This window comes from Marinomonas sp. PE14-40, assembly GCF_051623805.1.
In the GTDB taxonomy this organism is placed as follows: Bacteria; Pseudomonadota; Gammaproteobacteria; order Pseudomonadales; family Marinomonadaceae; genus Marinomonas.
In genome coordinates this window covers 1100915-1125895 of the sequence record NZ_CP130700.1, presented here as the reverse complement: position 1 = coordinate 1125895, position 24981 = coordinate 1100915, and the positions used below count along the sequence as shown (strand labels likewise).

Here is a 24981-nt window from a genome sequence, read left to right as displayed (position 1 = left end):
GTTTATATCGCATTATTAAATTTGCCCTTAGGATAAAAAATGACAAAGAAGTTAACAAAGAATCTTGTTTTTAAAGCGATGAAAGTGGCGAGTGTTGTCGGTACGGTATTGCTGATAATTAACCAATATGATGCTTTATTTGGCGATGCGGAACTCAGACTTGCCTCAGCGTTACTGACGTATTGTGTTCCTTTTGTCGTATTTCTCTCTGGTAAACTCTCTAAAGATTAGAGTTAGGTGTAAAGCCTAACTTTCTCATTCAGTTTGTAGTTACTATAAAATGATGATGTTAAACAATGATTAAGCAGTTGAGTGGTGCATAGTTAACAGTTAACAAAAAATAGCCGAGTATTAGAGTTCAATACTCGGATATTTTTGTTTTAATTTGAGATGAAGTTTTCGCCCGTATTTGGATTATTTTGGATAGCATCCGAAATGTATTTAATTAAGGGGTCGATAGCAAATTGACTATCATTATGACGGCTGAATACTCCTAGCATCATGGTGGGTAAAGGCGGAAATCCATGTTCTTCAGTTAATACCTTCATGGAAGGTAATAAGGACGATTCACTTAATACGCCGATACCAAGTCCTGCCTGTATCACCTTTTGAACACCCGAAAGGTTCATGGTAGTCACAGCACAGTGCCACGCTCGGCCTTGTGAGTCTAATGATTGAGTTGCTGCTTGGCGATAAAAGCAAGGTGCGGGAAGTACCGCCAAAGGAACCGGTTGTGAACTATCCGGCACACCTAAGGGGCCTGTTGCCCAACAAAGTTTATCTTTAATTAATACTTGGCCTTGTTCTTCTTTTTTATTGCAGGCTGCAATAATAACGTCAAGCTTTCCTGTCTCTAGTTCTGCGTGGAGTTTACTGCTCAAATCGATGCGCAAACGAAGGTCCAGTTTAGGGTAAGCCCGTTGTAGCTTAGACATAATAATGGGTAATCGATGGGGGGCGAGGTATTCCACAATGCCCAGACGTAAAGTGCCTTCCATTTCAGTATGGGTTAAACGAGAAACGGTCTCATCGTTTAGTTTTAACATACGATGGGCGTAACCTAACAAAATCTCCCCATGCTCAGTGAGGACAGGACAGCGTTTATTGCGCTCGAAAAGTGTATGTCCGATGGTTTCCTCAAGGCGTTTAATTTGCACACTAACAGCCGATTGAGTGCGTAAAAGGCTTTTCGCTGCGGCGGTGAAACCTCCTGCTTCTACTACCGTTGTAAAACATCTTAATAGATCGATATCTAGATTTACCCGTCGCATAAACAACACCTGCCCTTAATCCTACCTTGTATGCTAGTTAGACTAACATCATTCTGATTCATCATGGAAGTCATGATAATTATTCGTTTTTTTTATGGTATGTGTGGGTGTATGGTTTCATGAGTGACGTTCATTTACACCCGCTGAGATGAGCAATAGGCACATATGACTCAATTTAGAGGCTAATACTCCATAACAATAAATAGAGGAGAGGTAAGGTGATTTCAGCTGATTTAAAAGGAAAACGTGCATTGGTAACAGGGGGAGCATCCGGTATTGGTTTAGCCACGGTGGAAATGCTGTTAAACGCAGGTGCTAGGGTTGCAATCAATGATCTTAAAACGAGCGAGAATCTCAATAAACAAGTGGCTCGTTTGACGCAGCTAGGTTGTGAGGTATATGCCGCCCCGGGTGATGTAAGTAATAGTGATGATGTGAATGAGATGGTTCGTATCGCGGCTGAGGCGATGGGGGGGATTGATTATTTGGTCAATAATGCGGCAACCCCAGGTACCAAGGATATGATCCCTGCAAGTGACCTTGATAGCCAAGATGATGCATTTTGGGAGAAATTAGTCTCTGTCAATCTTGTTGGACCATTTCGTTGTATCCGTGCTGCATTACCTTATTTAAAAGAGTCAAAGGGGGCCATTGTGAATGTTGCTTCTGTGGCAGCAATGGGAGGAGGCTGTAGCAGTACGACTTATGCCACCACGAAAGCAGGCCTAGTCAGTATGACGCGAGAATTGGCTAAGGGCCTAGCTCCCCAAATTAGAGTGAATGCCGTAGCACCTGGCTGGGTTAAAAGTTCAGGTTGGGATTGCAGTTGGAATGATCAAGAGGCGGAGGCAGCAGCACAAGAACTGATTCCATTACAGCGCATTGGTGAGCCAAAAGATTATGCTGAACCGATTTTCTATCTTTGTGCTGGTGGCCATTATATAACCGGTCAAACCTTGATTGTGGATGGAGGATTAATGGCATGAATACTAAAACCGTAGCGCAAAAACTTGGTCTGATCGCCGCGCCAGGCTGGTTTGATCCCACGTTAGCCGAATTTGATGCCATTACAGAAGGCGATATTGTTAGTACGCAAACAATCTTAGCCCCTAAAGATTTTGATTACAGTTTTGACGCCATGTCCCAGTTGGAGCCCCACTTTAATGAGGCGGCGAGATTATTGGTTCAAGCGGGCAGTGAGGTGATTGCTCAGGTAGGACCTGTGTTTTCATTCTTCTCAGGTCGTACCCCAGAAGGAGCAAGAGAGTTACAGCGCCGTATTGCAAGTGCCTGTGGTGTCCCTGTGATCTTGCATGGGGTGGCCATTTTAGATGCATTAGCACAATTTAATAGCCAAAAAATCGCCTTGGCATGTCCTTATTATGATGAGGAGTGGAAAGACAAATTTTTGACTTTTATTGCGCCATTGAACTTATCGATTGAGGCGTGCCAGAGTTTTGTCGATCAAGGGATCTTCAAGGATCAACATGCTGTTTATGATCGCCACTATCAATTTAGCGATGATGAAATAAAGCAAAGTATTCGCTTAACGCGACAAGCCGCCCCCAATGCTGAGCTCGTTTTTGTAGCCGGTGCGGGTGTTCGATTTTTAAACATTATTCAAGATTTAGAGGATGAGTTGGGGATCCCCATTTTATCCGCTGATGTTGCATTGCATTGGGCCATGGCCAAGGCCCTAAATGTGACAATAGAAAATAAAGCACTAGGCAAATTATTAGCGACCTAGGTGCTTAAACACTTAACCCATCCACAACGATAACGCAAAAAGGAGCACTTTTTGCTGGGATTCGTTCGCCAAAAATAAAGGAAAACACAATGAAAGCAGCTTGGTTTAGCCAGTTCGGACAAGCAGAAGAGGTCTTGCAAGTCGGTGATTTTGAACAACCAATAGCCGCACCAGGGCAAGTTTTAGTGCGTATGAAAACCTCGGGTATTAACCCTTCAGATACGAAAAAAAGAGAAGGTGCCTTCCCTAATCTGTTGGACCAAGGACCTGTTATTCCCAATAGTGATGGTGCAGGCGTGATTGAAGCCGTTGGTTTGGGTGTGCCTCATTCTCGCATTGGTGAAAGAGTGTGGATATACCAGGCTCAGTTTGCCCGTTTACACGGTAGCGCAGCACAATACGTGGCGATTGAAAGTGAGCGCGCTGTGACGCTACCACAAAACACCTCGTTTGCTGTTGGTGCTTGCTTAGGTATTCCGGCAATGACCGCCCATCGCTGTGTGTTTGCAGACGGCCCAGTTAATGGTCAAGTAATACTCGTAACCGGTGGTGCTGGCCGAGTCGGTCATTATGCGATTCAGTGGGCCAAACTGGCTGGCGCAACCGTGATCACCACAGCAAGTAGTGATATGGCTAAGCAAGATTGTATCGCTGCAGGGGCTGACTTTATTGTGGATCACAATGACAGTGAAATGACAGGGAGAATTTTAGATTACACCCAAGGTAAAAAAGTAGACCGCATTGTTGAGGTTGAATTTGGCGGTAACCTTGATAAGTCGCTTGAATTATTAAAAGTGGGTGGCGTGATCGCAAGTTATTCATCAGTCCAAGTGGCACAACCAAGTTTACCTTTCAAGCAGATGATGTTTATGGATTTAACGCTGCGAATGGTGATTGTTTATGCCATGCCGGAGGCGGCAAAACGCGATGCCATCGCGGCGATAACCCATGCCTTAGAAAATAATCAATTACAGCATCGTATTCATGCCCAAGTTGGGCTAGATAATATTGCAAAAGCCAGTATGGAAATTGAAAACGGTGGGTTTTATGGTTGCGTGGTATTAGATATTGATTAACGGTTTTTGCTCTTGATCAGATAAAGGTATCGCTCGCGTAAAGGGAGCAATAAATGATTCAACATTTATTGTTCAATTTAAAACAGTGCAAGTGGTGTGAATCATTTGCACTGATAAAAAATTTAGGAATTGGTATGAAAATAAAAATAGAAAAGCCAGTTAATGAAGACGTCGCTGAATTAGATAGGCAAATATTTATCCCTAGTGTTTTGGTTATCTTAAGTTTAGTTGTATTTATGATCATCTTTGAAGCGGAATCTAAAGCCGTTATTAGTAGTGTCTTTAGTTTTGTCACTGACCAGCTTGGTTCCTTGTATATTTGGGCCGGCGTTTTGGGTTTAGGTGCTGTGGCTTGGATAGGACTAGGCCCATATAGTAAGGTGAAATTTGGGGGAGAAAATGCGCAACCTGAATTTACGCGATTGAGTTGGGTTGCCATGTTCTTCTGTTCTGGTATTGGTACCGCTTTGATTTACTGGTCCAGTATTGAATGGAGCTACTATTACACCGCACCGCCTTTTGGTATTGAAGCAAAAAGCCAAGCTGCTGCGGAATATGCCGCTATGTATGGCATTTTTCACTGGGGACCGATTGCTTGGGCATTTTACGTATTAACCGCCTTTCCGATTGGTTATGCCTATTATAATCGCAACAAAGCCGCGTTACGTTTAAGTACCGCGTGTTCAGGTGTGATCGGGGAAAAGAACGCCAATGGCGGTCTCGGCAAAGCCATAGATATACTCATGATTTTTGGCCTAGTAGGAGGAACAGGAACCTCTCTTGCTTCAGGTACTCCAATGTTGGCAGAAGCAATTAGTCAGCTGCTCTCGATTGAACATACCTCTTCTGTTGAAATGAGTGTAGTCGCCATCTGGACCGCTATCTTTGTAACGTCAGTGGCGCTTGGATTAAAGAAAGGCATTAAAGTACTCAGTGATATTAACGTTTTAGCTTTAATTATCCTGTGTTCAATTGTCTTTATCGGTGGACCGACCTATTTCTTATTAAACACCTTCACTGATAGCATTGGTTTATTGGTAAAAGACTTTAGCCGTATGGCGTTTTATACCGATCCGGTGGGTCGTAGCATGTTTCCGCAATGGTGGACTATTTTCTACTGGGCTTGGTGGGTTGCTTATGGACCTTATATGGGCATATTTATTGCTCGTATCTCAAAGGGGCGCAGCTTTAGAGATGTTGCCTTGTCTGTTACTTTGGCAGGCAGTGCAGGTTGCGCTATTTTCTTTATGATCTTTGGTAATTTGTCTTTATACAGTGAACTTAATGGTCTGTTTCCTGTGCTTGAAACCATGAAAAATGAAAGTGCATCTGCAGCCATCCTTGGCGTGTTGATGAACTTACCTCTGGCCGAGATTATCTTGCCCTTGTTCATTCTTGTTGGTTTTATTTACTCTGGTACCACGGTGGATTCATCGGCCTATGTTTTGGCGTCGGTAACCTCTAAAGATATGAATTCGAATAAAGAACCTTCTTTGTTTAACCGTATGTTTTGGGCGGTTGTATTAGGGGGCACAGCATTAGTCTTAATGAATTTAGGGGGATTGGCCCCTCTTAAAACGGCCAGTCTAGTGGTTGGCTTACCACTTGTCTTTTTAATGGGAATCGCTTTCTTTTCATTGTTAAAATGGCTAAAAGAAGATTATCCACAGGATATTGCAAAGGTGATAGCAACTAAAAACAATGGGGCAGATTCACTCGAAACAATGACTTAACGGATAGGAAATACTTAGCCTTTAAACTGTGCTTTAAAATAAATGCCCTATTAGAATTCACTAATGGGGCATTTTGTTGTTTGGAAAGGGGTTATCAAAGATGAATTAATCCATCTCATTCTTGTCTTTATTATCAGGGGCAAGGTTGATCTGATGATTTAAATACTCACTTCTTCCTGTTTCTTTTAAATGGGAGATTAATTCACCCATAGCATGGCTTTTATCTTTATTCATTACTAATACCGCATCTGGGGTTTCAATAATGACAAGATTTTCAACACCTAAGGTGGTAACCAGGCGAGATTCTGAACGAATTAAACAACCTTGTGTCTCCTGACTAATGATATCACCGCTTAAATGGTTTAAAGCCTCATCTTTAGGGGCCTGATCATAAAGCGCACCCCAATTACCCACATCTTGCCATTCACAATAAAAAGGGACTACTTTGGCCTTTTCTGTTTTCTCCATCACCGCATAATCAATCGAGTCAGCAGGGCAGGATTCAAATGTAGCGGCATGGATTCGCGTAAAATCACTGTCTTGGCAACGCGCTTTAAAGGCCTTTTGACAGGCATCAAATATTGCTGGTTGATATTTCATTAACTCAGACAAATAGGATTTAGCGCTAAACATAAACATGCCTGAGTTCCATAGATAGTCCCCATGGGCGAGGTAGGCTTGTGCTGTTTCTTTGTTCGGTTTTTCGATAAACGCCATAACATCACAATTTTGACCTGTTTGAATATAACCAAAGCCTGTTTCTGCTCGTGTGGGTTGAATGCCAAAGGTCACTAGATGGTTTGCTTGGGCTAATTTAAATGCTTGCGGCATACTTTGATCGAAGCGTTCATCTTTTTGAATGACATGATCTGCGGGCAAGACTAATAAGGTGGTATCAGAGGCTAAAGTCAGGGACTCTAATGCCGCTAAAGCGATGGCTGGTGCTGTATTACGAGCACTGGGCTCTAATAAAATGCGTGCATGTGTTAGATAAGGGTAATCTTGTTTAAGGCTTTCAATCTGTTCAGCGATTACGAATCTATGGCGTTGATTGCAGACGATGATAGGCGCATTGACCCTAAGATGGGCAATTCGTATCAGGGTTTGTTGCAGCAGACTTGGTTCATTATCATTGAGTGTTAAGCAAGGTTTAGGGAAGGCTAAACGGGATGCTGGCCAAAGACGGCTGCCAAAGCCGCCACACAAGATAACGGGCGTTAATTTCATAATGGGTGACTCTAAAGGCTTAAACTTAACTAAGGCGCGCATACTAGCGAAAAATGACTGTTTTTACTAATGCTTATGGTGATAATAAAACGATAGAAGCACCATAAGCGATTGCATCATTATGAAATAGAGTTAAAGCCCGCTAAAACGTTAACGGTATTAATGCCAATTTGCTCAACCGCATAGCCCCCTTCCATAACGAATAATGTAGGTAGACCTAGGGTTGCTATGCGTTTGCCATAATCAAAAAAATCGTCAGACCTAAGTTTGAAGGCACTAATTGGATCGTCTTCAAAAGTGTCCACACCAAGAGAAATAACTAAAACTTCTGCGTTAAAAGCCTTAATTTGGGTGAAGCTCTGTTCAAGGGCTAAAGACCAAGTCTGGTAGTCGCTACCCGCGGGTAATGGGTAATTAAAGCAATGGCCTACGCCGGCGTCGTCACCGGTTTCATTGGCATGGCCTAAAAAGTAAGGGAAAGCGAAATCAGGGTCACCATGAATGGACAGTGTTTGAACGTCATTTCTGCGATAGAAAATTTGCTGAGTACCATTACCATGGTGATAATCCACATCTAGAATGCTGACTTTACTATATCCATTATCACGAAGGTGTTGGGCAGCAATTGCGGCATTATTTAAGAAACAGTAACCTCCAAATTGATCGTGGGCGGCATGATGTCCAGGCGGTCGGCATAAGGCAAAGGCACTTTTTTCTCCTTGGATGATATGTTCGGCTGCTGTGAGAGCAACATCTTTGGCGGCATTAACCGCTTGCCATGTACCTGAAGAAATTGCGGTTTCTGCTGCTAAAGCATAATAGCCAATCTGTGCTTCTATATTACTCGGAATGATTTTAGATGGCATGGAGCGGGAAGGCCAAATGTTCGGGATCGCATCACAAGTATGGCCAGCGTTGAGCCACTTTTGCCAGACGTTTTGTAAAAAGTTGACGTAATCTTTGCTGTGTACCTTATGAACGGTATCAAGGTTAAAGGCTTGCTCGGAAATGGGCTTATCAAACCCTCTTTTATTAAGCTCTTTTAATATGTAATCGATCCGCTCTTTACGCTCAAATGGTGGGACTAATTCCCCATTATGAATTTCGGCTTTAACTTGTCTTAATGTGTGTTTATCAGAATAAATGGTTTTCATAGATAGCCTTGAGTTTCTTGTTTTTAGTTATTTCTGAATTGAGATAATAAGTTTAAAGCTAAAAAGTGTTAGATATTAGATGTATAATTTAACAAATCTTATAGCTGATTTAGCATGTTGATTAATAAAGGTGTGCATTTTGCTAAGTATTGGGGTTATTTAAGGATTAAAGAGTGGATGAATTAAACCGTAAGATGTTGGCCTTGTTGCAGTTGGATGGACGTATGTCGATTGCAGATCTTGCTAATGCTTTAAAGGTGTCTAGGGCAACAGTAAAAACAAGGCTGGACCGTCTAGTAGCAGAAGGTGAGATTACAGGTTTTAGTGTGCAACTAAAATCGGCATTAAGCCCTCATGCGGTTCGGGCTGTGATGATGCTTGAAATTGAGGGTAAACCTTCAAATAGTCTTATTGTTAGGTTAAGAGCGATGCCTGAAGTGCTAGCCGTACATTCAACTAATGGGCGTTGGGACTTTATTGTAGAAATAGGGACAGAGAGTCTTGAAAGTTTTGATCAGACGATAAAAGCCATTAGACTGTTAGATAGTGTCTCTTTAAGTGAAACCAGTATTAAGTTAACAACCCATAAGTCACATGATTAAATAGCATGTTATAAATAGCTTTGCTTTAACGACTGCTAACCTTAACTTTTGGTCGCTAAGTATGGCCTAATCTAAGTGTTCGGTATTGGCTAGGGGAAATGCCCATTACCTTGTTAAATACTCGTGAGAAATAATAGGCATCTTCATAGCCTAGTTCCCAGCCTACCTCTGCAACTCCCTTGTCACTTACATCTAATAAGTGACAGGCTCTTTCAATCTTCATCTGAATAAAGTCATTGATAGGTGTTCGACCTGTTAGTGTTTTATAGCGCTTGATAAAGTGAAATTTTGATAAATTTGCTGCGTTAGCTAGTGTTTCTACATCAAGTTGTTGATGTATGTGAGTCAGCATTAGGCTTCTTATTAATTCTAAATCTAAGCTTTTATCAAATTGAGATTGCACCTGTTTATTGAGTAGGGCGATATGAGTGATTATTTGACTTAATAAGCTACAACTATGGAGGAAGCTTTCAAAAAGTGAGCTATTGAGTCTTGTATCTAAAAGTGCCTCGAAATCAGTAATTAATCGCGAATGTAGACCTATGGATAATATGTTGCTCTGGGATTGAGTGATAATCTCATCAAGATAGTCTTTAGCGAGTATGCCATCACAATGAACCCAGTAGATGCTCCAAGGTGACTTTTTCTTAGCGGTATACTCATGAGAAAGTGTTTTTGGCAGTATTAAAAAGTCCCCCGCACTGACTTTTATACTTTTCTTATTAAGCTTTAATAAACCTTCGCCCGCAACGCAATATATTAATAAATAATCATCGTGATCTAGTCTGGACATAGTGTGCCCTTGTGCTTTTTTGTAAAACCCCATCGCAACTGGGTGGAGAGATTTTCCAATTGGGTTTTCTTTAAGGCTATTAATTACGGGTCTTGGTAATAAAAAACGAACACTATCATTGGGGATTGGCCAGTTTGACGTGTTGCTCATGTGTGTGCTCTCTAAAAAATAATGTATAAAGTTAACCTGTAGGTAAACTTGCGGTGTTTATCGCAATATAGTCCATTAATAAAGCAACTTTATCAATCCTGAAACAGGAGTTTGCATGGTAAAACATATTTCTGTTGAAAAATAATAAATATGAGATTAACGTTAACGTAAAGGTAATGATTTTGCTTACAAAGCAAACCCTCTGATTAACGCAATCTCTAAACTCAAGGAGAAATGGTTATGACACATAAAGTTCCTATGCTAATTAATGGTGAAATGGTGCAAAGCACCTCTCAAAACTGGATTGATGTAACGGATCCCGCTACTCAGGATGTCATTGCCAGTGTTCCTTGTGCGACTGAACACGAAGTTGAGCAGGCAGTTGCTAGTGCGCAATTAGCATTTGAAACATGGAAAGAAGTGCCTGTGTCGGATCGCGCGCGCCTTATGCTGCGCTACCAAGCTTTGCTAAAAGATCATCACGATGAACTTGCTACCATATTAAGTAAAGAAACAGGTAAAACCTTTGAAGATGCGAAAGGTGATGTCTGGCGTGGTATTGAGGTTGTAGAGCAAGCTTGTAATATTGCTGCCTTAAGTATGGGTGAAACAGTTGAAAATGTTGCCCGTAAAATTGACTGCTACAGCTACACTCAGCCGCTAGGTGTTTGTTTAGGTATTACCCCGTTTAACTTCCCTGCCATGATTCCACTTTGGATGTTTCCTATGGCCATCGCTTGCGGTAATGCTTTTGTATTAAAACCTTCCGAGCAAGATCCATTAACGCCTATGCGATTGGCTGAGCTATTTGTTGAAGCTGGCGCACCTGAAGGCTTATTGCAAATCGTACACGGTACTAAAGATGTGGTGAATCAGTTGTTAGTTCACCCTGAAGTGCATGCCATTTCGTTTGTTGGTTCTGTTCCTGTTGCTGAGCATATCTACAAAACAGGTACCGATCATATGAAGCGAGTACAGGCTTTTGCTGGTGCTAAAAACCACATGGTGATCATGCCAGATGCACAAAAACAGCAAGTTATTAATAACTTATTAGGTGCATCGGTGGGTGCAGGTGGTCAACGTTGTATGGCTATTTCTGTTGCTGTCTTTGTTGGTGAGTCTCGCCAGTGGGTACCTGAGTTAAAAGAAGCTTTATCTAAAGTTAGACCGGGTGCTTGGGATGATGAAGGTGCAGGATATGGCCCTTTGATCAATCCAGCTGCGAAAGAACGTGTGTGTCGCCTTATCAGTGAAGGAATAGAGGCAGGTGCTGAATGTCTATTGGATGGGCGTGACTATAAAGTCCCCGGATTTCCAAATGGTAACTGGGTAGGACCGACACTTTTCACCAATGTTAGCCGTGATATGTCGATTTATCAGGAAGAAATTTTTGGCCCTGTGTTGTTAGTTATTGAGGCGGATACCTTAGAAGAGGCGATCCAAATTATTAATGAAAACCCATATGGTAATGGTACCTCTATTTTTACTGCATCAGGCGCGGCTGCACGTAAATTCCAACATGAGATTAAAGTGGGTCAAGTAGGCGTAAATGTGCCTGTACCTGTGCCACTGCCTTTCTTCTCATTCACTGGCTGGCGTAAGTCGTTTTACGGTGATCAGCATGCATATGGTAAACAAGCTGTACGTTTTTATACGGAAACTAAAACAATTACAGCACGCTGGTTTGAAGATGATATTGCACATGGCCCAAACATGACGATTCAACTTAAATAATAACAATCTGAGGTGACTATCTAGCCAGCGATTAGATCACCTCATTAACAACCTAATAGATTTAAAGGCTTAGTTTGATGATATGGCTAAGCCTATTTTGGAGGCTTTAATGGATTTTGAATTAAACGAAGATCAGGTAGCGTTTTCGGATATGGCAACCGCGTTTGCTCGCAGTGAGCTTGAGCCGAATGCAGCAAAGTGGGATGAAGAATCTTTCTTTCCAGTGGATGTTATTCGCAAAGCAGGTGAGATGGGTTTTGCATCACTTTATACTCCAGAGTCTGCGGGTGGCCTAGGTTTAAGTCGTCTTGATTCAAGCATTATTTTTGAACACCTTTCTATGGGTTGTACCTCCACGACCGCATATTTGACCATCCATAATATGGTGACTTGGATGGTAACCAGTTTTGCTAAGCCTAGTGTGCTTGAAAAATATGCAGAGTCTTTGATTAGTGCACAGTCGCTGGGTTCTTATTGTTTGACAGAGCCAAATGCGGGATCAGATGCGGCTTCTTTAAAAACTACCGCTAAGAAAGAGGGCGATCACTACATCTTAAATGGCAGTAAGGTATTTATTTCAGGTGCCGGTAGTACCGATGTGTTGGTTGTAATGGCTCGAACGGGCGGTTCTGGTGCGCGTGGTGTTTCAGCTATTGTGGTTGATGCTCACAGTGAAGGGATTAGTTATGGCCGAAAAGAAGACAAGATGGGATGGAATAGTCAGCCAACTCGCATGATTAGCTTTGATAATGTCAAAGTACCAGCGGAAAACTTGTTAAGCGAAGAGGGTGAGGGGTTTGTACTTGCCATGAAAGGGCTTGATGGGGGGCGTATTAATATTGCTTCATGTTCTTTAGGAACGGCTCAACAAGCATTAAATCAAGCGCGTGATTATATGCAAGAAAGGAAGCAATTTGGCAAACAAATTGGTGATTTCCAGGGATTGCAGTTCCGTTTAGCTGATATGGCGACTGAGCTTTTAGCCGCTAGGCAGTTAGTGCGCTTAGCTGCAAGTAAGCTGGACCTTGGCCATAAAGACGCGACCACTTATTGTGCTATGGCAAAACGTTTTGCTACCGATGTGGGCTTTAAGGTATGTGATGAAGCGCTACAGATTTTTGGTGGTTATGGCTATATCAAAGAATACCCTATGGAGCGCTATGTACGTGATACAAGAGTGCACAGAATACTTGAGGGCACTAACGAGATTATGCGTGTCATTATTGGTCGTCGTTTATTGGCAGATACGGATTCTGAATTTTAACCTCATTATTAATGAAACATTCTTGTGCTCTGCTGACAGGGCGACAGATTAAGCAATAAGACAAGGGAGTTAAGCATGACACAGGTAAACACAGATTTAGTTTTAGTAGAGAAAAAGGGCCATGTAGCCATCCTCACTATGAATAACTTACCCGCAAATACCTGGACAGCAGAAAGCCTAAAGGCGCTTAAGTTAATCGTTGAAGAATTGAATCAAGATAAATCAATTTGGAGTTTGGTGCTGACGGGTGCTGGCGATAAGTTTTTTTCAGCTGGAGCGGACTTAAAGCTCTTTGCTGATGGAAATAAAGAAGTGGCTCGTGAAATGGCGCGCTTATTTGGTTTGGCTTTTGAAACCTTAGGTCAATTTAGAGGTGTCTCTATCGCTGCTATTAATGGCTATAGCATGGGGGGCGGATTGGAAGTTGCTTTAGCTTGTGATTTACGTATTGCAGAAGAACAAGCTGTATTGGCTCTGCCAGAAGCAAAAGTTGGTTTGTTGCCTTGCGCTGGTGGTACTCAAAATCTGACTTGGCTGGTCGGTGAGGGTTGGGCAAAACGAATGATCTTATGTGGTGAACAGATAAAAGCGGATAAAGCACTAGAAATAGGGTTGGTCGAAGAAATTGTTGAAAGAGGCGGTGCTTTAGAAAAAGCGACTGCTTTAGCTGAGCAAGTCGGTCAGCAGAGCCCATCTTCTGTTGCTGCTTGTAAATCTCTTATTCAAAACGCACGAACAGCACCGCTACAACAAGGGTTAATTCTTGAAAGAGAGCTATTTGTTGACCTTTTTGATACGGAAGATCAGGCGGAAGGGGTGAATGCCTTTTTGGAAAAGCGAGCAGCTAACTGGAAAAACAAATAAAAGCTAAGGAAATATTTATGGTAAGTGTAATCTTTCATGAACATATTACTGCTACAGGTGAAGTTGTTGGCGAAATTAGGTTAAACGCGGAAAAGAAACTTAATGCGTTAACGTTAAAAATGATCGATCTTATTTCGGCGAAATTAGATGCTTGGCAGTCTAAAAAAAGTGTTGTTGCTATTATATTGGATAGTGAAGGGGAGAAGGCTTTTTGTGCTGGCGGCGATATTATCAAACTGCACGAAGCTATGATGCGAGATGAAATTAGCGCCTTTCCAACCGACTTCTTTACTCGTGAGTATCAGTTAGATTACCAAATACATACTTATCCTAAGCCAATTATTTGCTGGGGCAGTGGCTTTGTCATGGGCGGCGGCATGGGGTTGTTTGCCGGTGCTAGCCATAGAGTTGTCACTCAAACAACTCACCTTGCTATGCCTGAAGTGAGTATTGGTCTTTATCCTGATGTTGGAGCAAGTTACTTCCTGAATAAATTGCCTGGCAATATTGGTTTGTTTTTAGGGTTAACGGCGGCAGGAATTAACGCAAAAGATGCGATGGCATTGGGAATGGCGAATTATGCTCTAGATGTCGGTCAAAGGTCTCAGCTTTTGGAGCAGCTTCTTGTTGCTGATTGGCAGGCTAACCCCCATGAGGTGGTTAATAAGCTTTTATCTGGCTTGAGTGTTGAATCACAAAGTGTATTTGAAGTGTTATCTAATCCAATAATATCTCATCAAGGTTTGATTGAGGATTTGTTGTCTAATGATTCATTAGATGAAGTATTAACAGATCTTGCTGGCATTGAAACCGAAGAGAAGTGGTTAATTAAGGCGCAAAAAACGGTTGCTAGCGGTAGCCCTGTGTCACTTGTTCTTATTAAAGCTCAATTGGAGCGAAGTGTGGGCTTGTCTCTGAAAGAGGTGTTTCAGCAAGAGCTTGAAGTGTCTGTTCAATGCACAAGGCATGAGGAGCTTGCTGAAGGCGTACGGGCATTATTAATCGATAAGGATAAGGCGCCAAAGTGGCGTTATGACTCTGTGACAACGGTAGAAGATACTTATATTGCTGGCTTATTGAGCTCTCCCTGGGATAAAACAGATCATCCACTTAGGTATCTCTAAATTAGCGAAACTTATTGAGCAAGTTGGTTGACTTGTTAGGTTGAGTATTAATCAACAGAAAATGGCAGATCAAATTACTAAAACAAGAATAATGATTTAAAGGATAAACGTCATGGCAAATATCGGATTTATAGGGCTTGGTAACATGGGTGGGCCAATGGCTGCCAACTTAGCTAAAGCTGGGCACAAGGTAAAAGCGTTCGACTTATCAACAGAAGCATTGGATAAAGCTGTGCAAGCTGGTTGTATGAAAGTAAATACTGCACTAGAAGCAATTCAAGAGGCTGAGTTTATTATTAGCATGTTACCTGCGGGTAAACATGTTCATGGTTTGTATGTCTCCTCAGAGGCTCCTTTGTTTGATCATATCTCTTCCGGAACCCTGGTGATTGATAGTTCTACCATAGAGGCTGATGTTGCTAGGTCAGTTGCACATATTGCAAAAGAGAAGGGTATTGAATTTATTGATGCACCTGTTTCTGGTGGTGTAGGTGGTGCGCAAGCTGGAACATTAGCCTTTATGGTTGGCGGTGAACCAGCTCAGTTTGATAAGGCTTTACCTGTATTAGAGTGTATGGGAAAGAATATTTTTCATGCAGGGGAACATGGTGCAGGGCAAATTGCAAAAGCTTGTAATAACATGATGTTAGCAATTCTTATGGCGGGTACCTGTGAAGCATTAAATATGGGAATGAAGAATGGATTAGATCCTAAAGTCTTGTCTGACATTATGAAGCAGAGCTCCGGTAACAACTGGGCATTGCAAGTATACAATCCAGTGCCTGGTGTGATGGAGAATGTGCCATCTTCAAATCAATATCAGGGAGGTTTTATGGTGGACCTAATGTTTAAAGATCTAGGTCTCGCCATGAATCTAAGTCAGTTAAGTTCTTCACCAACCCCCATGGGAAGTGCTGCAAGAGGCTTATTTAACTTGCATAAAGAGCAAGGAAACGGCGGTTTAGATTTCTCTAGTTTGATTAAGCTTTATCAAGAAAAGTGAATCTCATAATTTAAAGATAATCATGATTTAAGTTTGAGCCTGTGTATAACTTAATTTTTATAAGTTATTTCAATCTTAAGCTTTATATGAAGGAGAATGTATGAAACTTGATCAAAAAGTATTTGTGGTTACTGGTGGTGCAAGAGGTTTAGGTGCTGGTATGGCGTCTCATCTAGTGGAGTTAGGTGCTCATGTCGCCATTATTGATCTTGATAGGGCTGCAGTAGAGGTGATGGCGAAGACTTTATTGGAGCAAGCGCATCAAGCTGATAAGAACCTAACTGTGAAAGGGTATGTTTGTGATATTTCAAGTGAAGATGAAGTAGAAGATACCTTTGCCCAAATAAAACAAGACTTCGGCCAGTTAAACGGTTTGATCAATAATGCTGGATTAATGCGTGATGGCATGTTGATTAAGGTGAAAGATGGAAAGCTCACAGACAAAATGTCACTTAAGCAATGGCAGTCTGTTGTTGATGTAAATTTAACCGGGTCTTTTTTATGTGGTAGAGAGGCGGCAGGTATTATGGCTGAGCAGGCAGATGCTGGCGTTATCATTAATATCTCATCGGTATCTCGTGCAGGTAATGCTGGGCAGACTAACTATAGTGCGACTAAGTCGGGTGTTGCTACCATGGTGGTAAGTTGGGCGAAAGAGTTGGCTAGATATAATATTCGAGTAGCGGGTATTGCTCCTGGCATGATTGCTACAGATATGACGGCGCAAATGAAGCCAGAAGCGATTGAACGTATGCTCAAAGCTGTTCCGCTTAGACGTATGGGTGAGGTTGATGAAATTGCTCATACAATGCAATACATATTAGAAAATGATTATTTTACGGGTCGTATCATTGAAATGGATGGCGGACTTCGCGTATAACTTAGGGTAATGACCCTTATTTATCAGGCAAAACAAATAGTTAAAGAAGTATATACCTCTGAAGCTATAGATTGCAGTTAGGGCCATAAGCCTTGGCTGATTATAAAAAGGCCAAAAGCCATAAATTAGACAGAGATGGGAATTTGCCAATGAAAATTTTGGTAGCAGTAAAACGTGTTATTGATTACAACGTGAAAGTGCGAGTCAAAGCGGATCAATCAAATGTTGATCTTAATAATGTCAAAATGGCGTTAAATCCTTTTTGTGAAATCGCCGTAGAAGAAGCTGTTCGATTAAAAGAGCAGGGTGTAGCTACAGAAGTTGTTGTGGTTTCAGTTGGGTCTAAATCCTGCCAAGAGCAGCTAAGAAATGCGTTGGCATTAGGTTGTGATAGAGCTATTCAAATTGAAGCCGAAGATGGACCAGATTCATTATCGGTTGCTCGCCTCCTTACAAAAGTGGCGGAATCGGAAGCGCCTGGCTTGATACTGTTAGGTAAGCAGGCAATTGATTCGGATAACAATCAAACAGGTCAAATGTTGGCTGCTTTGCTAGATAGACCTCAAGCCACTTTTGCATCTGAAATTAAAGTAGAAGAAGGCAAGGCTTCAGTTACTCGTGAAATTGATGGCGGCTTACAAACGCTAAAGCTTACCTTACCTGCTGTTTTAACGACTGACCTTAGATTGAATGAGCCTAGGTTTGCATCTCTGCCAAATATTATGAAAGCTAAGCGCAAGCCTCTTGAGGTTAAAACTGCTGATGAGCTTGGTGTTAATGTGTCTTCAAATATTGCATTAGTTAGTGTTGAAGAGCCTGCACAAAGACAAGCAGGTATAAAAGTCTCTTCAGTTGATGAGTTAGTTGAAAAGTTACGTAATGAAGCAAAGGTGATTGCATGAGTACATTAGTATTAATTGAACATGATAATAAAGCGCTTTCACCTGTAAGCTTGAATGTGCTAACTGCGGCTAAACAAATTGGTAAACCTATTACAGCTCTTGTTGCTGGTGTAGGTTGTGCTGGTGTGGCAGAACAGGTCGCCAAGATTGCTGATGTTGGTTTGGTTTTGTTAGCTGACAATGCTGCATATGAGCATCAACTTGCTGAAAATGTCAGTAAGCTTCTCTTAGAGCAAGTTGACCCTGATAATAAAGATGCAGGCGATGCAAGGTTCAGTTATGTACTTGCTGCCTCTACAACAACAGGAAAAAATGTTCTGCCAAGAGTTGCTGCGTTATTGGGCGTTAATCAACTATCTGATGTTATGTCTATTGAATCTGAAAGTCGCTTTAAGCGTGCTATTTATGCAGGTAATGCCATAGCGACAGTTGAATCAAGTGATGCCGTTAAGGTTATGACGGTCCGTGGAACAGCGTTCGATGCTATCTTTGCTGAAGGTGGATCTGCACAAATAGAGAAAGTATCAAGTGCTTATTCATCAGCAGATGTTGAGTTTGTTCAAGAGTCATTAGCTGTATCTGAAAGACCTGAATTAACCGCTGCAACGACTGTTGTTTCTGGTGGGCGTGGTCTTGCTAATGGTGAAAACTTTAGCATGTTGTACAGCTTAGCAGATAAGCTAGGCGCTGCTGTCGGTGCCTCTCGTGCTGCGGTGGATGCTGGCTTTGTCCCTAATGATATGCAAGTTGGACAAACGGGTAAAATGGTAGCACCAGAGCTTTATATTGCGGTTGGTATTTCAGGGGCAATCCAACACCTTGCGGGCATGAAAGATTCTAAAGTGATTGTTGCAATAAACAAAGACGAAGAAGCACCGATTTTTCAAGTGGCTGACTATGGGCTAGTTGGTGATTTGTTTGACGTTGTTCCTGAACTGGAAAGGCAAGTTTAGGATAAAGGCATAATTTATAACATTTTTATAATCAAAATTAAGGCGCTCTAATTAAAGCGTCTTAATTTTTTTGTTAGTTCTTAAAGCTCGTTCTTAGCTTTAAATGCTTCAATCAAGGCTTCAGGTTTTACTTTTTTGTTTTGGCTGTTAAGCGCGTAGACAACTGTTTCACCTTTAGGGCCTGTACCGATTTGGGTAAAGCGTAATGGAACTTCACCTACTACGCGGGCAGTTGTCATTTCTTCTAAAGATGAGAATACATAGATTCTTCCTTCTTCGGTGCGGGTTTCGCCGTAGAATCCTGTTGACCCTTCAAGTTTGCCATCGTACATGTCAACAGAAGCGATACCTTGAGATTTCTTTTTGTCTTCGTTGGTTAGGCCAAATACGATAGTTTCACCTCTAGGGCCTTCACCAATGCGTACTTTCCTATAAGCTGTTTCACCAACTTCTAAGAAGGTTTGGTAAGTAGCAAAATCATCAAAGAAGTAGATGCGACCTTCGTGATCAACTTGGTATAAATCTTCGTTATTTTGAGAAAAAACTGCTTCATTTTGAGTGTTTGTAGCGAGTGTATTATCGACAGAGCTTGTGCCACAAGCAGTTAAAATTAAGCTAGTACCAAGTACACATGAAAGGTTAATAAGAGCTCGTTTCATTTTTGTCTTCCTAGTTAAATAATGACAAAGATATTACGAACTTCTTATTAAGCTTTTGTGTCAAAGAGGTGACACTTTTATGGCATTAACTTTTCATTCGAGCCAGGGCGCGCCAGTCTTGTATGTTTAGCGGTTCTTTATTTGAAATCACTTCCTGAATTCAAGTTCGATACTTTTATTTAAATTGACAGAATAAATTTACAAGATTTTTAGCGTTTCTTTCTAAGAGAATTGTGGCCTAGTTTTGATTTTCAGGCTCATCAAATGATCTTTTCGAAATATCTTCATCAATGTGTGGCTGATGCTTGAGGTTTTAGATTAGGGTTTCCTTTCAAAACGTGAAGGAGAATTACTAATGCTCAAATTAAAACATGGACTGTTAACCTTAGTGTTAGTCGGTTCACATCTTGTTAATGCGGAAACCTGTCCAGATTATGCAGTGTTGGATGCGCTTCCCAACTTTACTTACCCTGCCGAGCGTTCTTTTGAACACACTGCGAGCACTTTTTTATCAAGTTTCTATAGTCCTTATCATATTATTCATGATCAAGTAAGCAAGGCAGATGAGTCAGTAACAATAGTGGGTAAATTTGACTATAGCCGCGTTTTTCACAAAGACCTAGAGGATGAAAAGGTTCATGCTTATATCTATGGTAGTGGCATGAGTCAGTGGCAGTATCTAGGTGTTTACACGACAGACACTGATGGTAAGGTTTTTGTCCCAATACAAAAGTCAGAGGGTGAATACCAAGTACGTATGGTAGTGGAAGGAGATCTATCGAGTGTCGATGGTTACCTATCGGTTGTGAGTGATAAGCGTAAAGCGGTCTTATTTGATATCGATGGTACTTTGACACTGAATGATTTTGAATCTGTAGGGGATTATCTAGGTGTTGATAAAGCCGATCCTCATTACTATGCAAAAGAAACGGTCTTAGCTTACAAAGATAAGGGATATCAGATTATTTATTTAACAGGCAGACCATATTGGGTTGGTAAAGATAGTCGCGAATGGTTTGATTATATGGCAATGCCTCAAGGTCAATTACATACTAACCCTTATGGCGATGGGCCAATACCTGGCAATACTCAAGCCTATAAAACTGAATACCTAAATAAGATAATCAATGATTCATCTATTGAGATTGTCAGAGCTTACGGTAATGCTACTACCGATATAGCTGCTTATGCTGATGCTGGCATATCAGTTGATGAAACCTATATTATTGGCGAAAACGCAGGCATGGATGGAACTCAAGCTGTATATGGCGATTACGCTTATCATTATGCTGACAAAGTTAGTGAATTTGCCGCACTAAATTGTGACTAATTACTAAGGCAAATAAAGAGCTTAAATTTATCCCCTTATAGCTTCAAAGTTATAAGGGGATAGATCTAATCTAATTTTGATTAGGCAACGTTTTGCTGATGATTGTTACCCACTAAGTTTAAACGAGTATCAATTAAATCGAGTGCTTGCTTAAGGTCTGCTATTAAGTCATCCTCATGCTCAAGTCCAACTGATATACGAATTAAGCCATCACTGATGCCAGCATCTAAGCGTTCTTCTTGAGTATAAGGGGAGTGAGTCATAGAGGCGGGGTGTTGGATTAAAGACTCAGCATCACCCAAGCTTACCGCAATAGAAAAGAGCTTCATGCTATTAATGAATTCAGCACCACCTGCTAAGTCTGTATCCAGTTCAAAGGCAATGACACCGCCAGCCGCTTTCATTTGTTTGCCTATATATACATTACCTGAATGACTCTCAAGGCCTGGATAATGTACTTTCGTAACGTGTTTATTTTCTTCTAAAAACTCAGCAACACTTTGTGCATTGCGACAATGACGCTCCATACGAATGGGTAGGGTTTTAATCCCTCTCAATATTAACCATGCATCATGAGGGCTCATGGTTGCACCGATATCTTTAAGTACTGTCATTTTGATGTGTTTAATCATCTCACTAGTGCCACAAATAACACCGGCAACCACATCCCCATGGCCATTTAAGTACTTGGTAGCACTATGGACAACGATATCAATCCCAAACTCTCCTGGCTGTTGTAAAACGGGTGTGAGGAAAGTGTTATCAACGACTGAGATGAGTTCGTGTTGTTTAGCAATGTTGGAGATGGCTTCTAAATCCAGTACGACCATATTTGGGTTTACTGGGGTTTCTAAAAAGACAAGTTTAGTATTCTCTTTGATCGCCTGGCGAAACGCATCCATATTAGTCATATCGACGAAGGTTACTTCAATGCCAAAACGAGTCAACATATGGCTGATTAGCGCATAAGAGCAACCATAAATCGCTTTAGAGGCAATCAAGTGGTCGCCAGCTTGAAGGTAGCTTAATAAGGCACCAGAAACAGCACCCATGCCTGTTGCTGTGGCAGCAGCATCTTCCATGCCTTCCATTGCTGCTACACGCATTTCTAGTTGGCGTGTAGTTGGATTACCTAGACGGCTATAGATAAAACCTTCCTCTTCACCTGCAAAGCGATCAGCACCTTGCTGTGCATTATCAAAAATGAAGGTGGATGTCTGATATAAAGGCGTGGCTAATGAACCAAACTGCTCATCATTTATGCGTCCTGCATGAATTGCTTTGGTTTCTATATTGTTACTCTTCGCCATGATAATAGTCCTTAAGGTTGTTTTTTAACCTGTTATCTCTGATGATTTTTGTTTTATTTATATCTCCTTATTAGTTAGCAACTCTCTTGCCAATATAAAAATAGTCTTTTTAATCAATGTCTTATGCTTATTTTTTAGTTTGGAGTTAATTCTTATTGTCATAAAAAAATTACACCTTAAAGTTTAGGCTGTTTAGAATCCTGTTTTTTAATCGTAAGAGTTTATTTTATATAGAATTTATGCGAAAAAGTGAGAAAACAGAGAGAATTGAACGGGTTAAAGTGCTTTTTGATTGTAATATTTATATTACGCTGTCATATTTAAATGACGATTGGTGTTAGGGGGGGTGAGTTTTATGCGTTTAGAAATTAGGTCGAATGATAGAATAGGCATTAGCCAAGAAATATTGCATATTTTCTCTAAGTACGCATGGGATATTAGAGCCATAGAGGTAACCGCTGGTTTTACCTATGTCCATGTTAATGAAAGCTACCAAGATTCATCTCTTATCATCAAACAGGTGTATTTAATTGATGGCGTCACTTCATGTGACGAAATAGAGTTTATGCCGCAGGAGAGACGTGAAAACCATTTAAGGACCTTACTCAATCGTATCCCCAACCCAATATTTGACCTAGATGAAGCTGGCAAAATTTTAGCCTTGAATCAAGCTGCGACCCATTTAATAAACCTGCCCAAAACCAAACTTGAAGGGCTCTCTATTAGTGAGTTTATCGATCAAGATATTAATAGCCTGATGCAGGGAAAGGGAAGAGATCAAAGTATTCTCTTTAATCAGCATGCCCATATTGCTGAAGTAAGCCCGGTTCTAGTGGAAGGGCAAGTGCGTGGCGCACTTTTAATGTTAAGAGATATGAATAGTCTTGGGCGGCAAATGTCTCTCATGCAGGCTCAAAAGGAGCATGGGTTAGAACAAATAATAGGTCAATCTGAAACGATTAAACTTTTGAAGCAACAAACTAGACGCTTTGCACAGCTTCATTTGCCCGTTTTAATTCAAGGCGAAACAGGGACAGGTAAAGAGTTAATCGCTAGAGGGTTACATCAAGAAAGTGATCAGAGAGATGCTGCATTTCTTGCTTTAAACTGCGCGGCTTTACCTGAGCATTTATTGGAAAGTGAATTATTTGGTTATGCATCAGGCGCTTTTACGGGTGCGCAAAAAGGTGGTAAACCAGGTTTATTAGAACTTGCGGATGGTGGAACCCTATTTTTAGATGAAATTGCAGAAATGTCGGTTTACTTACAGGCTAAATTATTACGGTTTTTGCAAGACTATCGCTTTAGAAGGGTGGGCGGGAACCGTGAAATTAAAGTGAATGTGAGAATTATCAGTGCGACACATCAAAACCTCCCTCAACAAATTGAGCAAGGGCGCTTTCGTGCTGACCTATACTATCGATTAAATGTGTTAAACCTTGTGTTGCCTGCACTTAGACACAGAGAGAATGATATAGCCTTATTAACCAAGCACTTTATTCAAAGCGCAGCGCTTCAGGTCAATATGCCAGCCCCTTTGATTGATGAAGCTTCAATTGCTCAGCTACGAGCTTACACATGGCCTGGTAATATTAGGCAACTACAAAATATATTGTTCCGCTTAGTTGCACTCAATAAAGGAGAGTACCTTTCTCTAAATGATATTAAGCAAAGTCTCGCTCAAGCGGCGGGTGAAATGGAAAGTGTTAAACCTTCCCACTTCAATGCTGAGCTAAATAGACAAGCCATTCAGCCTAATGAGTCGCAAGTAAATAGTGTAATTTCGTTGGGGGAGGTAACTTGGGCAAATGCTCAAGCTGAATTTGAAGCCAATTTGCTATCTCGTTTATATCCTCTTTATCCAAGCACGCGCAAATTGGCAAAGCGTCTTGGTGTGTCTCACAATAAAATTGCTATGAAACTCAAAGAGCACGGCTTTACTTGAGATCGTTTAGTTTTGTGATGGCTTATGGAGTTTGCTATTAACTACTTTTATCACCATTTGGCATAATGGTCTTCAACTAGTCCCCAGGCATTGTTAATTTCAATCGATTCATTATTCAGTTTGATTGTGCCATTAAAGTGACCAAAAAATTGACGAAAGTTTGAGGCAATCAAAATCAGATTCATTTTTTGTGCTCGCTTACCTTGTCGATCAAAGGTGAGTTTAAGCTTTGTATCATTTGAAATGAGGTACCATGTTTGAGATTCTTGGTAGCGATCGAACTTAAAATCAACCATGTCAATTTTGTAGTATTCGTCATCTATCCAGATGGCATTTTCGCTAAAGCCTGTTTCGTTGACACCAGAAGCAAGATTGAATCCTAATCGACGTCCATCACTTAAGCAGGTTGAAAGGCTAGCCCAGTGCCAACTTGTTTCTCGGCGCATAAAACCAGCACTCCAATCAATGCTGGCAAGCGCCTTTCTCGCTTCAAGTGGGTAGGTATTTGACTGCCAGTTTAATTGGCCATGCACAGGTCGAGCAGCTAGCTTTTGAGTGTAAACCCAGCCGTTATAGCCTGCTTTAGAGCAAAGGCTAAGCGCTCTGTCAGAGTTAGATTCGTCAATGATTGCTTCTAAACTTAAGCCGTTATCTAGCCTTAATGTTATGTTTCTTGTTTGATTAAGGGCTTCAATTTGCAATAGGTTATTACCTTTAGCGAAGCTTGAAACACCTTTATTGGGGTGGGGGGACATGTGGGTTTTTATGCCAAACGCTTGAATAAAATCAAACTCTTCAAATGTTTGGCTTTTTATGTGGTAAAGGTATATGAAACAATTACTGGCATATTTTAAATCAACAACCGCCATACCCATTATAAAATCTTCGCAGTTGATAGAAATAAACTGAAATTGATTAAACTTTAGCTTTTTACGCCAGTTTGATAAAGGCTTATCCATGGCATTTCTTAGGTCATAATCTAGATGGTTGATCTTCTTGGCTGAGGTGTAACCAAATTCAATTTGACCTTTCTCATTCACTAAATATGACATTAAAACATCCCTGAATAATTATTATTAATTGTTATAGTGGCTTTTACTAATATAAAAATCAATTATTCTATTTCAGATTAACTCAATGTTGTAAAACTGGTATTAGGATGAGCTAAGGATAAAAAGTATCTAAGGTGTGTTGGCTTTGTACTGGGTAACTTTATATCCACTTTATTGAGAAAATTAGCACTGTACCTGGATTTTATCT

Annotated in this window: 23 protein-coding genes; 16 read left to right on the top strand and 7 right to left on the bottom strand. The window is 41.0% G+C overall.

What is annotated here, in order from left to right; all coding sequences use genetic code 11:
• Window positions 1-39 precede the first annotated feature (39 nt).
• A complete protein-coding gene (gene nrtS / locus Q0A08_RS05115; protein WP_046017153.1) occupies window positions 40-231 on the top strand; it encodes a nitrate/nitrite transporter NrtS in 192 nt (63 codons plus the stop codon).
• Window positions 232-380: 149 nt separating this feature from the next.
• On the opposite strand, the gene Q0A08_RS05110 is transcribed toward nrtS, so the two are convergent.
• A complete protein-coding gene (locus Q0A08_RS05110) occupies window positions 381-1271 on the bottom strand; it encodes a LysR substrate-binding domain-containing protein (RefSeq protein WP_438465380.1) in 891 nt (296 codons plus the stop codon).
• Window positions 1272-1489: 218 nt separating this feature from the next.
• Between Q0A08_RS05110 and Q0A08_RS05105 the strand changes: the two genes are divergently transcribed.
• From Q0A08_RS05105 to Q0A08_RS05090, 4 genes are all read left to right on the top strand, one after another.
• Window positions 1490-2257, top strand: a complete 768-nt coding sequence (locus Q0A08_RS05105) for an SDR family NAD(P)-dependent oxidoreductase (RefSeq protein WP_438465379.1) — start codon at window positions 1490-1492, stop codon at window positions 2255-2257.
• Window positions 2254-3018, top strand: coding sequence for a hypothetical protein (locus Q0A08_RS05100; protein ID WP_438465377.1), 765 nt, complete (start codon window positions 2254-2256; stop codon window positions 3016-3018). The genes Q0A08_RS05105 and Q0A08_RS05100 overlap by 4 nt, the downstream gene beginning before the upstream one ends.
• An 89-nt stretch (window positions 3019-3107) precedes the next feature.
• On the top strand, window positions 3108-4094 hold the full coding sequence (locus Q0A08_RS05095) for an NADPH:quinone reductase (RefSeq protein WP_438465376.1): 987 nt from the start codon (window positions 3108-3110) through the stop codon (window positions 4092-4094).
• A 134-nt stretch (window positions 4095-4228) separates the two neighbouring features.
• Window positions 4229-5827, top strand: coding sequence for a BCCT family transporter (locus Q0A08_RS05090; protein WP_438465374.1), 1599 nt, complete (start codon window positions 4229-4231; stop codon window positions 5825-5827).
• A gap of 105 nt (window positions 5828-5932) precedes the next feature.
• Here Q0A08_RS05090 and Q0A08_RS05085 read toward each other — a convergent pair whose 3' ends face one another.
• Both Q0A08_RS05085 and Q0A08_RS05080 read right to left on the bottom strand, forming a co-directional pair.
• Window positions 5933-7054: a mannose-1-phosphate guanylyltransferase/mannose-6-phosphate isomerase gene (locus tag Q0A08_RS05085; protein WP_438465372.1), complete on the bottom strand. Its 1122-nt coding sequence runs from the start codon at window positions 7052-7054 to the stop codon at window positions 5933-5935.
• A gap of 119 nt (window positions 7055-7173) precedes the next feature.
• Window positions 7174-8208 (bottom strand): histone deacetylase family protein, encoded by a 1035-nt coding sequence (locus Q0A08_RS05080; RefSeq protein WP_438465371.1) that lies wholly within the window; start codon window positions 8206-8208, stop codon window positions 7174-7176.
• A gap of 173 nt (window positions 8209-8381) precedes the next feature.
• On the opposite strand from Q0A08_RS05080, the gene Q0A08_RS05075 reads away from it, so the two are divergent.
• The gene (locus Q0A08_RS05075; protein WP_438465370.1) at window positions 8382-8810 is read left to right on the top strand and encodes an Lrp/AsnC family transcriptional regulator; all 429 of its coding nucleotides are present in this window, start codon (window positions 8382-8384) and stop codon (window positions 8808-8810) included.
• A 55-nt stretch (window positions 8811-8865) separates the two neighbouring features.
• Here Q0A08_RS05075 and Q0A08_RS05070 read toward each other — a convergent pair whose 3' ends face one another.
• A complete protein-coding gene (locus Q0A08_RS05070; protein WP_438465369.1) occupies window positions 8866-9753 on the bottom strand; it encodes an AraC family ligand binding domain-containing protein in 888 nt (295 codons plus the stop codon).
• 240 nt (window positions 9754-9993) lie between these two features.
• On the opposite strand from Q0A08_RS05070, the gene Q0A08_RS05065 reads away from it, so the two are divergent.
• The 8 genes from Q0A08_RS05065 (at window position 9994) to Q0A08_RS05030 (ending at window position 18477) form a co-directional block, all read left to right on the top strand.
• A complete protein-coding gene (locus Q0A08_RS05065; RefSeq protein ID WP_438465368.1) occupies window positions 9994-11487 on the top strand; it encodes a CoA-acylating methylmalonate-semialdehyde dehydrogenase in 1494 nt (497 codons plus the stop codon).
• Between the two features lie 109 nt (window positions 11488-11596).
• Complete coding sequence (locus tag Q0A08_RS05060; protein WP_438465366.1) at window positions 11597-12751, top strand: acyl-CoA dehydrogenase family protein; 1155 nt, start codon at window positions 11597-11599, stop codon at window positions 12749-12751.
• 75 nt (window positions 12752-12826) lie between these two features.
• Window positions 12827-13615 (top strand): enoyl-CoA hydratase, encoded by a 789-nt coding sequence (locus Q0A08_RS05055; RefSeq protein WP_438465364.1) that lies wholly within the window; start codon window positions 12827-12829, stop codon window positions 13613-13615.
• 17 nt (window positions 13616-13632) lie between these two features.
• Window positions 13633-14739, top strand: a complete 1107-nt coding sequence (locus Q0A08_RS05050) for an enoyl-CoA hydratase/isomerase family protein (RefSeq protein ID WP_438465363.1) — start codon at window positions 13633-13635, stop codon at window positions 14737-14739.
• Window positions 14740-14851: 112 nt separating this feature from the next.
• Window positions 14852-15742 carry a 3-hydroxyisobutyrate dehydrogenase gene (gene mmsB, locus Q0A08_RS05045; RefSeq protein WP_438465361.1) on the top strand — a complete coding sequence of 297 codons (891 nt, stop codon included), beginning with the start codon at window positions 14852-14854 and terminating at the stop codon, window positions 15740-15742.
• A gap of 100 nt (window positions 15743-15842) precedes the next feature.
• A complete protein-coding gene (locus tag Q0A08_RS05040; RefSeq protein WP_438465359.1) occupies window positions 15843-16622 on the top strand; it encodes an SDR family oxidoreductase in 780 nt (259 codons plus the stop codon).
• A 149-nt stretch (window positions 16623-16771) separates the two neighbouring features.
• On the top strand, window positions 16772-17524 hold the full coding sequence (locus Q0A08_RS05035) for an electron transfer flavoprotein subunit beta/FixA family protein (RefSeq protein ID WP_438465357.1): 753 nt from the start codon (window positions 16772-16774) through the stop codon (window positions 17522-17524).
• Complete coding sequence (locus Q0A08_RS05030) at window positions 17521-18477, top strand: electron transfer flavoprotein subunit alpha/FixB family protein (RefSeq protein WP_438465356.1); 957 nt, start codon at window positions 17521-17523, stop codon at window positions 18475-18477. The genes Q0A08_RS05035 and Q0A08_RS05030 overlap by 4 nt, the downstream gene beginning before the upstream one ends.
• An 80-nt stretch (window positions 18478-18557) precedes the next feature.
• Here Q0A08_RS05030 and Q0A08_RS05025 read toward each other — a convergent pair whose 3' ends face one another.
• Window positions 18558-19136: a hypothetical protein gene (locus Q0A08_RS05025; protein WP_438465354.1), complete on the bottom strand. Its 579-nt coding sequence runs from the start codon at window positions 19134-19136 to the stop codon at window positions 18558-18560.
• Between the two features lie 355 nt (window positions 19137-19491).
• Here Q0A08_RS05025 and Q0A08_RS05020 point away from each other — a divergent pair, with 355 nt between their 5' ends.
• Window positions 19492-20466: a lipin/Ned1/Smp2 family protein gene (locus Q0A08_RS05020; RefSeq protein ID WP_438465353.1), complete on the top strand. Its 975-nt coding sequence runs from the start codon at window positions 19492-19494 to the stop codon at window positions 20464-20466.
• A gap of 80 nt (window positions 20467-20546) precedes the next feature.
• Here Q0A08_RS05020 and megL read toward each other — a convergent pair whose 3' ends face one another.
• Window positions 20547-21776 (bottom strand): methionine gamma-lyase, encoded by a 1230-nt coding sequence (gene megL, locus Q0A08_RS05015; protein ID WP_438465351.1) that lies wholly within the window; start codon window positions 21774-21776, stop codon window positions 20547-20549.
• 355 nt (window positions 21777-22131) lie between these two features.
• On the opposite strand from megL, the gene Q0A08_RS05010 reads away from it, so the two are divergent.
• Window positions 22132-23721: a sigma 54-interacting transcriptional regulator gene (locus tag Q0A08_RS05010; RefSeq protein ID WP_438465349.1), complete on the top strand. Its 1590-nt coding sequence runs from the start codon at window positions 22132-22134 to the stop codon at window positions 23719-23721.
• A gap of 50 nt (window positions 23722-23771) precedes the next feature.
• Here the strand turns inward: Q0A08_RS05010 and Q0A08_RS05005 are convergent, their stop codons facing one another.
• The gene (locus tag Q0A08_RS05005) at window positions 23772-24773 is read right to left on the bottom strand and encodes a DUF2804 domain-containing protein (protein WP_438465348.1); all 1002 of its coding nucleotides are present in this window, start codon (window positions 24771-24773) and stop codon (window positions 23772-23774) included.
• Window positions 24774-24981: the final 208 nt, after the last annotated feature.

Coding starts and splice junctions, on each gene's coding strand:
- nrtS (WP_046017153.1), top strand. CDS start 40: ATGACAAAGAAGTTAACAAAGAATCTTGTTTTTAAAGCGATGAAAGTG.
- Q0A08_RS05110 (WP_438465380.1), bottom strand. CDS start 1,271: ATGCGACGGGTAAATCTAGATATCGATCTATTAAGATGTTTTACAACG.
- Q0A08_RS05100 (WP_438465377.1), top strand. CDS start 2,254: ATGAATACTAAAACCGTAGCGCAAAAACTTGGTCTGATCGCCGCGCCA.
- Q0A08_RS05095 (WP_438465376.1), top strand. CDS start 3,108: ATGAAAGCAGCTTGGTTTAGCCAGTTCGGACAAGCAGAAGAGGTCTTG.
- Q0A08_RS05090 (WP_438465374.1), top strand. CDS start 4,229: ATGAAAATAAAAATAGAAAAGCCAGTTAATGAAGACGTCGCTGAATTA.
- Q0A08_RS05085 (WP_438465372.1), bottom strand. CDS start 7,054: ATGAAATTAACGCCCGTTATCTTGTGTGGCGGCTTTGGCAGCCGTCTT.
- Q0A08_RS05080 (WP_438465371.1), bottom strand. CDS start 8,208: ATGAAAACCATTTATTCTGATAAACACACATTAAGACAAGTTAAAGCC.
- Q0A08_RS05070 (WP_438465369.1), bottom strand. CDS start 9,753: ATGAGCAACACGTCAAACTGGCCAATCCCCAATGATAGTGTTCGTTTT.
- Q0A08_RS05065 (WP_438465368.1), top strand. CDS start 9,994: ATGACACATAAAGTTCCTATGCTAATTAATGGTGAAATGGTGCAAAGC.
- Q0A08_RS05060 (WP_438465366.1), top strand. CDS start 11,597: ATGGATTTTGAATTAAACGAAGATCAGGTAGCGTTTTCGGATATGGCA.
- Q0A08_RS05055 (WP_438465364.1), top strand. CDS start 12,827: ATGACACAGGTAAACACAGATTTAGTTTTAGTAGAGAAAAAGGGCCAT.
- Q0A08_RS05050 (WP_438465363.1), top strand. CDS start 13,633: ATGGTAAGTGTAATCTTTCATGAACATATTACTGCTACAGGTGAAGTT.
- mmsB (WP_438465361.1), top strand. CDS start 14,852: ATGGCAAATATCGGATTTATAGGGCTTGGTAACATGGGTGGGCCAATG.
- Q0A08_RS05040 (WP_438465359.1), top strand. CDS start 15,843: ATGAAACTTGATCAAAAAGTATTTGTGGTTACTGGTGGTGCAAGAGGT.
- Q0A08_RS05035 (WP_438465357.1), top strand. CDS start 16,772: ATGAAAATTTTGGTAGCAGTAAAACGTGTTATTGATTACAACGTGAAA.
- Q0A08_RS05030 (WP_438465356.1), top strand. CDS start 17,521: ATGAGTACATTAGTATTAATTGAACATGATAATAAAGCGCTTTCACCT.
- Q0A08_RS05025 (WP_438465354.1), bottom strand. CDS start 19,136: ATGAAACGAGCTCTTATTAACCTTTCATGTGTACTTGGTACTAGCTTA.
- Q0A08_RS05020 (WP_438465353.1), top strand. CDS start 19,492: ATGCTCAAATTAAAACATGGACTGTTAACCTTAGTGTTAGTCGGTTCA.
- megL (WP_438465351.1), bottom strand. CDS start 21,776: ATGGCGAAGAGTAACAATATAGAAACCAAAGCAATTCATGCAGGACGC.
- Q0A08_RS05010 (WP_438465349.1), top strand. CDS start 22,132: ATGCGTTTAGAAATTAGGTCGAATGATAGAATAGGCATTAGCCAAGAA.
- Q0A08_RS05005 (WP_438465348.1), bottom strand. CDS start 24,773: ATGTCATATTTAGTGAATGAGAAAGGTCAAATTGAATTTGGTTACACC.